At 37.1% G+C, this 13,563-nt stretch carries 14 protein-coding genes; 6 read left to right on the top strand and 8 right to left on the bottom strand.

The window, feature by feature from the left end; all coding sequences use genetic code 11:
* Positions 1–45 precede the first annotated feature (45 nt).
* Both rpsB and ME5_RS05950 read right to left on the bottom strand, forming a co-directional pair.
* Entirely contained in the window at positions 46–843 is a 798-nt protein-coding gene (rpsB, locus tag ME5_RS05955) for a 30S ribosomal protein S2 (RefSeq protein ID WP_008039338.1), read from the bottom strand.
* Between the two features lie 228 nt (positions 844–1,071).
* Positions 1,072–1,917, bottom strand: a complete 846-nt coding sequence (locus tag ME5_RS05950; protein WP_008039337.1) for an EipB family protein — start codon at positions 1,915–1,917, stop codon at positions 1,072–1,074.
* A gap of 159 nt (positions 1,918–2,076) precedes the next feature.
* On the opposite strand from ME5_RS05950, the gene ME5_RS05945 reads away from it, so the two are divergent.
* Together ME5_RS05945 and ME5_RS05940 are read left to right on the top strand one after the other, a co-directional pair.
* On the top strand, positions 2,077–2,538 hold the full coding sequence (locus tag ME5_RS05945) for a RidA family protein (RefSeq protein ID WP_008039332.1): 462 nt from the start codon (positions 2,077–2,079) through the stop codon (positions 2,536–2,538).
* Positions 2,539–3,341: 803 nt separating this feature from the next.
* The gene (locus ME5_RS05940; RefSeq protein ID WP_008039330.1) at positions 3,342–3,764 is read left to right on the top strand and encodes an HIT family protein; all 423 of its coding nucleotides are present in this window, start codon (positions 3,342–3,344) and stop codon (positions 3,762–3,764) included.
* A 191-nt stretch (positions 3,765–3,955) separates the two neighbouring features.
* On the opposite strand, the gene clpA is transcribed toward ME5_RS05940, so the two are convergent.
* The gene (gene clpA / locus ME5_RS05935; RefSeq protein ID WP_008039323.1) at positions 3,956–6,295 is read right to left on the bottom strand and encodes an ATP-dependent Clp protease ATP-binding subunit ClpA; all 2,340 of its coding nucleotides are present in this window, start codon (positions 6,293–6,295) and stop codon (positions 3,956–3,958) included.
* A gap of 6 nt (positions 6,296–6,301) precedes the next feature.
* Positions 6,302–6,637, bottom strand: a complete 336-nt coding sequence (gene clpS, locus ME5_RS05930) for an ATP-dependent Clp protease adapter ClpS (RefSeq protein ID WP_035000379.1) — start codon at positions 6,635–6,637, stop codon at positions 6,302–6,304.
* 317 nt (positions 6,638–6,954) lie between these two features.
* Here clpS and ME5_RS05925 point away from each other — a divergent pair, with 317 nt between their 5' ends.
* Complete coding sequence (locus ME5_RS05925) at positions 6,955–8,298, top strand: SPOR domain-containing protein (RefSeq protein WP_051016516.1); 1,344 nt, start codon at positions 6,955–6,957, stop codon at positions 8,296–8,298.
* A gap of 37 nt (positions 8,299–8,335) precedes the next feature.
* Positions 8,336–8,608 carry a hypothetical protein gene (locus ME5_RS05920; protein WP_008039315.1) on the top strand — a complete coding sequence of 91 codons (273 nt, stop codon included), beginning with the start codon at positions 8,336–8,338 and terminating at the stop codon, positions 8,606–8,608.
* Between the two features lie 15 nt (positions 8,609–8,623).
* Here ME5_RS05920 and ME5_RS05915 read toward each other — a convergent pair whose 3' ends face one another.
* From ME5_RS05915 to ME5_RS05905, 3 genes are all read right to left on the bottom strand, one after another.
* Positions 8,624–9,052, bottom strand: a complete 429-nt coding sequence (locus tag ME5_RS05915; protein ID WP_008039312.1) for a DUF1489 family protein — start codon at positions 9,050–9,052, stop codon at positions 8,624–8,626.
* Between the two features lie 8 nt (positions 9,053–9,060).
* A complete protein-coding gene (locus ME5_RS05910; RefSeq protein WP_008039311.1) occupies positions 9,061–10,458 on the bottom strand; it encodes an L-serine ammonia-lyase in 1,398 nt (465 codons plus the stop codon).
* A gap of 285 nt (positions 10,459–10,743) precedes the next feature.
* Positions 10,744–11,430, bottom strand: a complete 687-nt coding sequence (locus tag ME5_RS05905) for a nitroreductase (protein WP_008039309.1) — start codon at positions 11,428–11,430, stop codon at positions 10,744–10,746.
* A gap of 94 nt (positions 11,431–11,524) precedes the next feature.
* Here ME5_RS05905 and ME5_RS05900 point away from each other — a divergent pair, with 94 nt between their 5' ends.
* Complete coding sequence (locus ME5_RS05900) at positions 11,525–12,496, top strand: acetyltransferase domain-containing protein (RefSeq protein ID WP_008039307.1); 972 nt, start codon at positions 11,525–11,527, stop codon at positions 12,494–12,496.
* Between the two features lie 49 nt (positions 12,497–12,545).
* Here the strand turns inward: ME5_RS05900 and ME5_RS05895 are convergent, their stop codons facing one another.
* The gene (locus ME5_RS05895) at positions 12,546–12,932 is read right to left on the bottom strand and encodes a MerR family transcriptional regulator (RefSeq protein ID WP_008039306.1); all 387 of its coding nucleotides are present in this window, start codon (positions 12,930–12,932) and stop codon (positions 12,546–12,548) included.
* 26 nt (positions 12,933–12,958) lie between these two features.
* On the opposite strand from ME5_RS05895, the gene ME5_RS05890 reads away from it, so the two are divergent.
* Positions 12,959–13,408, top strand: coding sequence for a hypothetical protein (locus ME5_RS05890; protein WP_245256499.1), 450 nt, complete (start codon positions 12,959–12,961; stop codon positions 13,406–13,408).
* Positions 13,409–13,563: the final 155 nt, after the last annotated feature.

Raw genomic sequence — 13,563 nt, 5'->3', positions numbered from 1 at the left:
TTTCACATTCAAAACAGCATCAACTTAATTTTTGCATTTTTCATTCTATTCTTGCACTGAAGCTACAGCTTCAGGATGGGATTCCGCAGTCATTTCAAGAACAGGTTCTACGGGAGCTTCAGCTTGCGCACCCAAATCCACACCCATTGATCCTTGCTGACGCGCAATACCATCAAGAGCTGCACGTGCAATTAAATCACAATAAAGAGAAATGGCACGTGATGCATCATCATTACCTGGAATTGGATAATCAATATTATCAGGGTCACAATTGGTATCAATGACAGCAACCACTGGAATGCCAAGACGCTTTGCTTCTTGGATAGCAATAGCTTCTTTATTGGTATCAATCACAAAAATTAAATCTGGAATAGATCCCATATCTTTAATACCACCAAGAGCACGATCAAGTTTTTCACGCTCACGATCAAGATTTAACCGCTCCTTCTTGGTGAAGCCGGCGGCTTCATCCGATAAAATTTCATCAACTTTACGTAAACGTTGAATAGAGTTAGAAATGGTTTTCCAGTTTGTTAACATACCACCCAACCAACGCGCATTGACATAATATTGCGCTGAACGATTGGCTGAATCTGCAACAATTTCAGAAGCTTGACGCTTGGTACCTACAAATAAAACGCGACCGCCACGTGCAACTGTATCAGACACAACTTTTAACGCTTGGTGTAAAAGTGGTACAGTTTGTGCAAGATCAATAATATGAATATTGTTACGTTGCCCATAAATATAGGGCGCCATTTTTGGGTTCCAACGATGTGTTTGGTGACCAAAATGAACACCAGCTTCTAAAAGTTGGCGCATAGAAAAATCTGGCAATGCCATTGTTTTGTCCTTTCCGGTTGAACCTCCACGAAAAAGAGGCAGATGTAACTGCCACCGGCGGATCGTTACGGATTTCTCCCGCAACCACCCAATTTCCGTGTGTGGAATAAATTACTGTTTAAAAGATTATAGACGCAAACTCAAGCATTTTGTTCACAAACTTTTTTTTATTTCAAATGAGCATATATCAGTAAGAATGGACGGTTAAATCTATATGATCTTCAAACATTAGTCGTTAACACAATTATTTTTTGGCAAATCTTGAGGGGGGTGTATTTTATCACGTATCATTTCAAAACGCGTCAACTTTCCCCTTACGACAAAAGTGCCATAATCCATCACAAGATCACGCGTCACACCATTCTCATAAAGTTTAAAACTTGTGCTATAAATGGGTAAACCATCTTGATGTTCTTTATCATCAAAATAAGAAATTGTTACAGGCCAATACTCTTCTTGACCTAGTTCCCCTAAAACATCACTTTCATGATCAGACACAGGTTCTTTTTTTTGCCCTATAAAAACAGTTGCTTGAGTTAAAGAGTCAGCTTCTTCTGATCCATCAAACAAAGTGGTTTGATAAAAATGCTCACCTGCCTTTGCGCGTCGAATAACTTCTTTTGTTTGTACTGTTGGGAAATCTGCTGATTGCAAATAATGTTCCGATTCCTCTGGCTTGGTAAGTTTTACCATCATTTTACCATGTTTAATTGTCGCAACACCATTTGTTTCATTCGTTATTTCTTGATCGATTTTGGTCCTACTTTGGAAACGAAACTCTTGACCGTTAAAGGCTTCATAATTTTCAACTTCCTGATCTGTTAAACGATCAGGAAGATCATCCGTAGCAATACGTGTGACAAAACGAAAATGAGTCTTATATCCTTCACAAACGGAATCTTGAAATGCATAAGCCATACGCCCCGTAAGACCAGATATGCCTGATTGCTCTGTGGCACTATCCAATTGAAGATCATAAATTGCCAAATGTGACGCCATTTTGATCGTGTCTTTAGACTGCACAGAACAGAGAGATAAAGCACAAAATGTCAGGGCTAAAATCAATCTGCTCATATTTACTGTCCTTTTTTAATTCTGCATGCACTATCACAATATAAGCGGATAATGCCAGTATTTTTCTTTTGAATGTTTCTTTTTGTCCTTTTTTTTCGTAACAAAAGACGCAATAAACACGCTTAATCATTACGTATTTTTAACGAAAAGAGAGATAAAATGTCTGAGACAATTGAAAGCCGTTTAGAAAAATTTCAAATTACGATTCCTGAAGCTGCACAGCCTGTAGCTAATTATGTAACTGTAATACGCAGCAATAATCAGCTTTTTATTTCTGGACAAATTCCTTTATCTAAAGGAAAACCTGTCGCTGTTGGTAAAGTTGGGTCAACCGTCAGTGCTGAAAAAGCAAAAAAATCGGCAGAAGCATGCGCCATCAATATACTCGCACAAGCCAAATCCGCTTTGGGTAGCCTTGATAAAATCAAACGCGTCACAAAAATTACCGTATTTGTTGCAACGGATCCTAATTTTACGGATATTCCACAAGTTGCGAATGGAGCATCGGATTTATTCGTCAATATTTTAGGTGATGCAGGAAAACATGCACGCTCTGCAGTTGGTGTTTGCTCTCTTCCTATGGATGTGCCTGTTGAAATTGAAGCAATCTTAGAAGTTTAAATCATGCGAATGGATTGGTTGATTAATCAACCCATATCGCATCGTGGACTACATGATAACAATAAAACTATTTATGAAATACGTTGCAAGCATTTGAGCTTGCAGCGATTTATGGATTTCCCATTTATGTGATGTCCAAATCTCTCACGATGACATACCCATTGTTTTTTATAATAATTCCTTTGAGTGGATTAATGGAAGCAAAATCGGATCATTGTTTTGCTCTTTTATTCTATTCAGACCCTACGTTTTGGAGACGGCCAGTAACAGATAATCTCCTTGCACCAACTGTTGGATACTATAACAGGAAAGGTTCCTATTGTGGTTAGGCTTCAAGGCAATGAAGAACTTGATTCTGCAATTATTTTAACCATGACAATCTTTTAGCACTCTATAAAAACAACACTGCGATCATGTCAAAAGATATGCATCTTTTACAACAAATACATGTACCGCACTCAACACTTGCTCATGGAATTTATGCTATAAGAACAATGAGAAAAGATATTGAGGAACATTTTTCAATACTTGCTCATAATATCGAATTTGTTGTTTATAAAAGAACGTAAATTAACAATCCTTCGTTCGGTTTACTAAATAAAACCTTAATTTTTCAATTCTTGCTACACCAATAACAGCTAAAGATCAAAGGGATGACATACACGAATTTGCAGATCAGATGATTTTTTATGATTTCAACCCTGCGTGTCACAATAAATATTTTTTTGTTTATAAAGCACCTTTTGATTAACTATGTTAATATGGTAAAAAAAGATTTTAATAAACAACAGCAGGCTAAAACAATGTCTCAAACTTATGATCAAGATAATATTTTTGCCAAATTACTGCGTAATGAAATTCCTTCAATACGTGTTTATGAAGATGATGATGTTGTCGCTTTTATGGATGTTATGCCTCAGACAACAGGTCACACTTTGGTTGTACCTAAAAAGGCTTCACGCAATATACTTGATGCGGATCCACAAATATTGGAAGCAACAATTAAGATTGTTCAAAAAATTGCAAAAGCCATCAAAAAAGCCTTTAACGCTGAAGGAATCACCATTTTACAATTTAATGAAAAATCAGGAGGTCAAACAGTCTTTCATCTGCACTTTCATGTTATGCCACGCTTTGAAGGCGATAAATTGCTTGCCCATAATGACACAATGGAAACTTCAGAAAATTTAGAAAAAGCTGCACAAAAAATACGTGAGGCATTATAATATTGTTATTTTTACGATCATAGTTTTTAAAATTATGGTCAAATCTCAGAATCAAATATCTGTAACGCCTATTAATATTTAAGCCTATTTATAAAAATTCATAAATAGGCTTAATGCTTTTATTAAAATAGATCACCATAGCTGTATAAATAGAGTTATAATTTTGGGATCAGTATCTTTTTAATTCTTATTTACCTCTCCGACAATGTTTTTCCTTTAGTCTTTTTTTTTGTACTTTCTCTAGAGTGTCTTAATTTGGAACCTCTATTTGCAGGTAAAATTTCCAATGCAAGTTTTAGATGATCTTTAGCATTAAGAAGGACGCGAACAGTCCCACCATTGCGCAATTTGCCAAATAATATTTCTTCTGCAAGCGGTTTTTTAATATATTCTTGAATAACACGCCCAAGAGGTCGAGCCCCCAAGCGCGCATCATAACCCATTTCAGCAAGCAATTTAATTGCTGGATCAGAAAGCTCAAATGTAATTTCACGATCAGCCAATTGAGCTTCAAGTTGCAAAATAAATTTTTGCACAACTTGATAAATTACAGTTTCAGGCAAAGCCCCAAAAGGTATGATAGCATCAAGGCGATTTCGAAATTCTGGTGTGAACAAACGATTGATCGCATCAATATCATCACCTTCACGCTCTGTCTTACCAAATCCAATAGCTGCCTTAGCCATATCAGCAGCACCCGCATTTGTCGTCATAATTAATACGACATTACGAAAATCTATCTGCTTACCATTATGGTCTGTCAATTTACCATGATCCATAACTTGTAAAAGAATATTGTACAAATCAGGATGTGCTTTTTCTATTTCATCAAGCAAAACAACAGCATGAGGATTTTGATCAACAGCATCTGTTAACAATCCACCTTGATCAAATCCAACATAGCCAGGGGGCGCACCGATTAAACGCGATATCGTATGTCTTTCCATATATTCAGACATATCAAAACGCAAAAGTTCAACACCAAGTGATGATGCCAGTTGCTTAGCAACCTCAGTTTTTCCAACACCTGTCGGTCCAGAAAATAGATAACTTCCAATCGGTTTATCTGGTTCTCTTAAGCCAGCACGCGCAAGTTTAATCGACGAGGTTAATGCCTCAATGGCTTTATTTTGTCCATAAACTACACGCTGTAATTCTTTTTCAAGATTAGCCAATGTTTTACGATCATCACGTGAAACCACTTTGGGAGGGATACGAGCAATCATAGCAATCGTTGCTTCAATTTCGCGCGCACCAATTGTTTTCTTTCTTTTTTCTTTTGGCAACAACATTTGTGCGGCGCCCGTTTCATCAACAACATCAATTGCCTTATCAGGCAAACGGCGATCCGCCATGTATCTTGATGATAATTCAGCTGCGACTTTCATCGCCTCATCTGTGTATTTAATTTTATGAAAATCTTCAAAATAAGGTTTCAAACCTTTTAAAATCTCAATTGCATCTGTCAATGAAGGTTCATTGACATCAATTTTTTGAAAGCGTCGTGCCAAAGCACGATCTTTTTCAAAAATTTGACGGTATTCCTTATATGTTGTTGAGCCAATGCAACGAATAGCGCCAGAAGATAATGCAGGCTTTAAAAGATTGGCCGCATCCATGCTGCCACCTGAAGTTGCTCCTGCACCTATCAATGTATGTATTTCGTCAATAAATAAAATTGCACCAGAATAAGATTCCAGCTCTTCAACAACCTTTTTTAAGCGTTCTTCAAAATCACCACGATAACGTGTTCCTGCAATTAAAACCCCCATATCCAACGAAAATATTGTGGCACCTTTTAAAACTTCAGGAACATCTTGTTCAACGATGCGCTTTGCCAATCCTTCAGCAATAGCTGTTTTACCAACACCTGGATCACCAACAAGTAAAGGATTATTTTTTGCTCTACGGCATAATATTTGAATCGTGCGCGACACTTCTTTGTCACGCCCAATCAACAAATCAATTTTACCCTCACTCGCGCGTTTATTCAAATTAACACAATAAGTGTCTAATGCTTTTAAATTTTTACTCGATGAAACAAGACCGTCATCTGAATTATCATCAAAATCCTCAAGAGGAGAGGCTTGCGAAACGTCTGAAGACATACCATGAGAGATGAAACTCACAGCATCATAGCGAGTCATACCGAGTTCTTGAAGAAAATAAGCCGCGAAACTTTCACGTTCAGCAAAGATTGCCACTAAAACATTTGCTCCAGAGACTTCATCACGTCCAGCAGATTGGACATGAATAACTGCACGTTGAATCACACGTTGAAAAGATGTGGTTGGTTTTGTATCTTCATCATCACCAATTTGCTGATCAAGCTCAGATTGAACATATTGATTTAGTCGACTACGCAATTTTTTAATGTCAACGTGACATGCAACCATAACAGCATGAGCATCAGGATCATCTATCAAAGCCAGCAATAAATGTTCCAAGGTAGCATATTCATGATGAGCTTCACTCGCAATTGTTAACGCTTTATGCAGGCTCATTTCAAGACTTGGTGTAAATGATGGCATTTAATTCTACTTTCTCTCCATCACACATTGAAGCGGATGTTGGTTTTGTCGCGCGCAGTCCAGAACTTGCGTCACTTTTGTTTCTGCAACTTCATAAGAATAGATGCCGCATTCCCCGACTCCGCTTTGATGAACATTAAGCATGATGCGAGTTGCGTCTTCACGATTTTTCTTAAAAAATTTCTCCAATACAAAAATCACAAATTCCATAGGCGTATAATCATCATTTAAAAGAAGAACACGATATGGATCTGGTTTTTTTAATTTTGGACGCAAACGTGTCGCAACACCAGATTCATTGTGATCGTCATCTTTATTCGATCGATCGTTTTGTTTATTCATAGTTATTTTATATTTTGCCATTTCATTCATGACTTTACGATTTCCTCTTTGCTATAATGTAATGCCTTTTATGAAAATTTTAAGACCCTTTTTTTTGCTTTCAAATGATTATTAATGCGGTCAATAAATTTATAAAATACGTATCATTTTTTTTGAAAAAAAATTTGAATTTAAACGGATTGGTAACGCTATTTCTTTAAGTTCACCAAAATTCCGCATCCAAAAGGGCTTGGGCGGTATTATTTTGCTTGGCATATAAGGGTTTCAAAGTGCGTACAAAATTTTATTATACACGATCATTTTTTACTTTAACATGTATGAGTATTTTAATTTTTAGTTTTTTTGCTCCTTATGCAAAAGCAGCGCCTAATGGAACTTTTGCTGATAAATATGCTGCAATTGTTGTTGATGCGAATACAGGTAAAACTCTTTTCCAAGCCAATGCCAACGCCCGTCGTTATCCAGCATCACTGACAAAAATGATGACCCTTTATATGTTGTTTGAAGCAATGCAATCTGGTCGCGTTAATCCAAACACTCCCATACCCGTTTCTGCCTATGCAGCAGCCAGGCAACCTACAAAAATTGGATTTAAACCAGGTCAAACAATACCGGCAGAATCTGCTGCAAAAGCGCTTATAACAAAATCGGCTAATGATGTTGCTGCCGCTATTGGCGAATATCTTGGCGGTTCAGAGCAGCGTTTTGCGCAAATTATGACAACAAAAGCGCGTCGCCTTGGAATGATGAATACCAATTTTGCCAATGCCTCAGGTTTGCCTGATGTTCAGAATTATTCAACCGCACGTGATATGGCCATTTTATCTATGGCACTTCGTGAACATTTTCCAAACCATTATACATTATTCAAAACAACGAGTTTTCAGTTCCGTGGGCAAACTATAAATGGGCACAATCGACTGGTTAAAAACATGAAGGGTGTTGATGGTATTAAAACTGGTTATACGCGTATGTCAGGTTCGAACCTTGCAACATCTATGCAGCTTAATGGGCGTTCAATCGTAGCGGTCGTAATGGGAGGGCGGTCTTCTGCATTACGTGATGCACATATGGCTGAATTATTACGCACTTATATGCCTAAGGCAAGCCGTTCAAAAACACGTGCCCCACTTTTGGCTGCTACACTTTATAATTTACCAGAAGGACACAAAGCACCAATACCTGTTGCCAAAGCTAACATCAACAATCAAAATAATGATGATGCTGTCATTTTAACTGCTTTAGCAGGGCAACAACGCCAAGAGAGTTCTGCAATTAACGCCGTCAACCAAGCGATCATTCAAAAACCTGAAAACGAGGTCCTTTCCACACCAGTGCAAGAACAACCCAATAAGAAAGAAAATATAGATCCAATTGTGACAGCATCCACTCCCGCAAAAGCAGCAGCTATCCTTTCAGGTTGGGCTGTACAAATCGGATCTTTACCTAATCAAGAACAAGCAGATGCAATGCTCGTCAATGCTACAGCAACGATGCAAACAGCGTTTTCAAGCGCTCAACCCCAAACGCAAATTTTCGATAAAGATGGGCAACGTTATTATCGCGCTCGTTTTGCGGGGTTTCAATCAAAAAAATCAGCCAATGATGCATGTGCTGCGTTAAAGAAAGCAAAATTTAACTGTTATGCGATATCACAATAATTGTAAATAAGTTTTGCGTAAAAGAGGAATTGTTATAATGTATGCGTTAGATGTTGATTTGAAAAACAAATCCTTAGAACAAAGACAATCGCTTTTAAGTCTACGTTCATTACAAGATGCAGCAACAAAACTAGCCGATTTAAAAAATGTACCAAATGGCTTAAATACCCGCGCCCTCGTCGGAATGTTTATATGTCAAACACAACGGAACAAACGTATCGCAATGGATCCAGTACGCATCCATTTGAGAGTGGCAACTAGACAAGGCAGTTCAATTGTTAAATTGCGTTTTGGTTCAACAAAGTTTTAAGCTATAAAAAATCTATTATAACAAACCTAATTCTGCAAGTTCTCGTCTAAGATGTGGCGGCAATTTTTTGTTTGCTCCCATAACGTCATCTTTTGGTGCATCGTTTACAGTTAAATAACGCCATCCTTGAAAGGCTCGACGAGATTGCCAATGAGTTGGTATTACTTTTGGATCTAAAACAAACTCACATCTTTGGATCCCGTCCCGGTCCGTAAATGGACGAATATCTAAAAATGTTTGGCGGCATTGAATATTTCCTTTTATAACCCAATAAAGCGATCCACCATCAAGAATTTCTTCAATACGCTTTGGAACCATTCTTGTTGTATGAATGCGCTCAGCTTTTAAAGAATCTTTTTGCTGGGACAGTTGAAAAGCAATGAAGCTTTCCAACTCTTCAAGAGTGGAACAGCCAACACACAATTTTATAATATTTAATGCCATAATAATCTTTAGCAGTCTGTCACATTAACAGCTAAACCACCTTTACTCGTTTCTTTATATCTATCACTCATATCCAGTCCCGTTTGTCGCATTGTTTCTATACACGCATCAAGTGAAACAAAATGTGTTCCATCCCCATGAAGAGCCAGAGAGGAAGCAGTAACGGCTTTCACTGCACCAAGTGCATTTCGTTCAATACAAGGCACTTGAACAAGACCCGCAACAGGATCGCAGGTCATACCCAAATGATGTTCTAATGCTATTTCAGCAGCATTTTCAATTTGTTCTGAAGTCCCACCTAAAGCTGCTGTTAATCCAGCAGCTGCCATAGATGAGGCGGATCCAACCTCCCCTTGACAACCGACTTCTGCACCAGAAATTGAGGCATTATGTTTAATAACACCCCCAATTGCAGCTGCCGTTAATAAAAAATTATAAAGTCCTGTTTGGTCTGCTCCAACGTTAAATCGTAAATAATAGCGCAAAACGGCAGGTATGACACCTGCGGCACCATTTGTTGGCGCGGTTACGACCCTTCCGCCAGCGGCATTTTCTTCATTAACAGCCATTGCAAAAACAGAAAGCCAATCATTGGCTAAAAGCGGATTGTTTCGATTGGATTTCCAATCCTCTTCTAATTTATCATGAAGGCGTTTTGCTCTACGTTTAACATGGAGACCTCCTGGCAATTCACCGTCACAAGATAAACCACGCTCAACACATTGTGTCATTGTGTTGATGATAGCATCAAGACCATCATCAAGCGTACGTCGTGACACATATATTTCTTCATTCGCCCGTTTCATTTGCGCGATAGTTTGGCCTGACTTATTTGCCATTACAAGCATTTCTTTTGCACTTTTAAAAGGATATGGAACTTCGATTGGTTCTTTTTTTTGAGAATGATGAACACTTCTCAATTCATCTTCAGTAACAACAAATCCTCCACCGATCGAATAATAAACGCGCCTTAATAGAAGAGTATCATCATCATCCAATCCTTCAAACGCCATACCATTAGCATGACCAGATAATTTTTTTCTTCTTTCAAAGATTAAATCTTTCTCAGGATCAAACCAGTATTTTAAATTCTCTTTTGGCTGCACAAATTTTTGTAATTTCACTTGTTCAACCATTTGATCCATGTCGTCAGGATTTATTGTTGCAGGTTTTTGTCCCAAAAGTCCTAAAATGATAGCACGATCCGTTGCATGCCCCACACCTGTATATGCTAAAGAACCATGCAAGTAAGTTTTAATCTTTGTCACTTTCGTATTTGCAGGCTTTGGCCAGTTATCTGAGTTAATTTCATCCAAAAACATATTGGCAGCTGTCATTGGTCCCATGGTGTGTGAGCTAGAAGGTCCAATGCCAATTTTAAAGAGTTCAAATACTGAAAGAAACATGAATTATCCGTATAAAATAAAAATATAACTGCGCTTTAATATAGGTTTTTATTCGTTTAAAAACTACTCTTTGTGATCTAAAATCTCCTTAAAATAAATAATTTTTCACTATATTTACTTTGATTAACGATTGTATTCATTGTTCTTTATTATTGATAACCGCGTTTAAAAAAATTCTACTTATTCTATTTAAACGTAGAGAACTGTTCACTTTCAATATTCATAATAAATGCTTCTTCAGTGTGTCATGATCCAAAATTGTGGTTTCTATTGTTTGCGGTTTCTTCACGGCAGAAAATCAATAAATTCTACAAATTCTTCAATAGTGACCCTTTCCGTTGAAAAATTATTTTCTGGAGCATTTTGTTTTGCATAGCCAAGCGCCATACCGCATATAATTTGGCGATGAGATGGTATTTTTAAATCGACAGAAATGTGTTCATGATATTCTGAAAAAGCAGCTTGAATACAAGTATCAAGGCCAAAACCTTTCGCGGCTAATGCTACTGTCTGTATAAACATACCAAGATCAAGCCAACTGCCTATTTCCATATCTCTATCCATAGTAAAGATGATCCCAATAGGCGCACCAAAAAATAAAAAATTTTTAGCTTGCTGATATTTGATTTTTTCTCGATCTGTTTTCTGGATTCCTAAACTATTATAAAGATCCCAACCCACTTTTCGCCGTCTTGAAATATATGGTTCGCGCCATTTTTGAGGATAGTAATGATATTCGCGCATTGGTTTTACGCCGGTAAGTGACAATGTATGTAATTTTGTTGTTATTGCTTTTAAAGCTTGACCTTGTAAAATAATAACATTCCAAGGTTGTATATTGGCACCTGACGGTGCTCTTGATGCTTGTTCAAAGATCTTTTTGATTGTTTCTTGTGTAACGTCTTTGAGCAAAAATGCGCGTATTGATTTACGCTGTGAAATAACATCAAATATTGTTTCAGTTTTTTTCAACTTATAAACCCTACCCACAGAAAAATAAAAAGCTTCACGAACTCTTCATAGCAAATCATGACAACTATGGTAAACATCTAAAAAAGGATGCGCGATGGATCAGTCACAAAATATAACAAAAAGACTTAAAAAACTCGATATTTTTCGAGGAATTGCGCTTATCGGAATGATGATTTATCATTTAAGTTGGGATTTGAGTTATTTTTCCTATATAGCGCAGACAATACCAAACGAAGGTGGGTTTCATTATCTTGCACGCCTTGTGGCATTTTCGTTTCTATTTATTACAGGCTTTAGCCTTTATCTTGCACATAGCAATTATATTCGCTGGAAATTATTTATAAAGCGGTTGCTACGCGTTTTATTTGCTGCCGTCTTAGTCTCTTTTGTGACATATATCATCATGCCAAATGGTTTTATCTATTTTGGTATATTACACCAAATCGTACTCACAAGCATAATTGGTGTTATTTTTCTGAGATTTCCTATTATTATTAATATAATAGTCATAATAGCTGTTTGCCTGATAGCTGTTTATGCCAAATCTGATATTTTCAATTGGTTTGGTCTTTATTGGTTGGGGCTTTCAACAAATCCTCGCCCTTCCTTTGATTATGTTCCTTTTTTTCCATGGTTTTGTGCAGGACTTGCAGGTCTTACAATCGCTCAACTTTGTGCGCGATTCAAAATATTATCTTTCTTTCAAAGCGGTATAAAACCCAATTGGTTAAGTTATATTTTAGAAAAATTGGGGCAACATACACTTTTTATCTATCTGGTTCATCAGCCTTTTTTAATGGGTATACTTTTCTTGATTTCACTCATTTTTCCTCCGTCGCAGCATGTTATTGGTAAAATCACTTATCAACAATGTGTTCAAGAATGTGCTCATCAAGCAGATAAAAAATTATGCGCATCATATTGCTCATGTGTTGTTGATCGTTTAACAATGCATAAACTGCTGTTTCCTTTAGCTAAAGGAGAACTTCAACAAACAGATAAGCGCTTAATCAACACCGTGAATATATGTTGGGATAAAATGATACCGACGTCTCAATCGAAATAAATGATGCCGATCAAGCCTTACCTTATGCTTCATCGTGCATCTTATTTATTCATCGATTAACACCCAGCTCAGCCAAGCGTTCAAAACAAATTTCCTCGATGCGATCAAGATCATGGGATAACTCATCAATATCTTGACGCATTTGCATAAGATCCATACGCTTTTGTTTAATCTCAGTGAGAATGGTCTTAACTTTATCCTCTTGATAAAGTGCTTTGTCTGATAATGTCAGGAGTTGTGCAATTTCATGAAGTGAAAAATTAAGTCTTTTAGCTCTTAATATTTGTTGCAAGCGTCGTCGATCCATATGTGTATAAAGACGCGTCCGCCCACGCCGAAATGGAACCAAAAGACCTTGATCTTCATAGTAACGAAGTGTACGCGCTGTGAGATTAAATTCACGTGTAAGCTCACCAATGGAATAATATTCATGCATAAACAAAATGCCTAAAGTTACTTTTCGTGTTATATTTAAAAAAAACTAAAATTTTATCATTTCAACCATCATTTTATGATGCAGAGAACCAAAAAATCATGAAAAAAAAATATTGGATCACCAGCCTTTTTATCATACTTGCCCTCATTATAATTGCAATTTTTTCTTTTTCACCATTCATCAATTACTTAGGCAAAAGAGAACTTTATATCTTTGCCAAAGATAAAAATTATTGTCATTCTGATAGTTGTGAAGAAGGCATCGCATTTGTAACACAAGCTCTTCATAAAAAATCAGGAATTCCACCCGAAAATGTCCCTTGGTGTATGGCAACAAATCTTATTTATTATCAGGATTGGTACGCCTTTAATGGTATTAAAGTTAAATTTGTCGATTGGATGTACCAAACGTGTGAACGTGATGAACTGACTTTAGAAGATGCTAATATCCAAATAGGCGAATCTCATGAACATTAGGCGTTACGTCAAAATAAATAATTTAAAAAGTAATAAGTGAGGTATCACTTTTATAGTGCACTCGGATAGCTCGGATAGCTCGGATAGCTCGGATAGCTCGGATAGCTCGGATAGCTCGGATAGCTCGGATAGCTCGGATAGCTCGGATAGCTCGG

This window comes from Bartonella tamiae Th239, from assembly GCF_000278275.1.
In the GTDB taxonomy this organism is placed as follows: domain Bacteria; phylum Pseudomonadota; class Alphaproteobacteria; order Rhizobiales; family Rhizobiaceae; genus Bartonella; species Bartonella tamiae.
The sequence above is the reverse complement of the archived record's forward strand: the minus strand, read 5'-3'. Positions and strand labels throughout refer to the sequence as shown.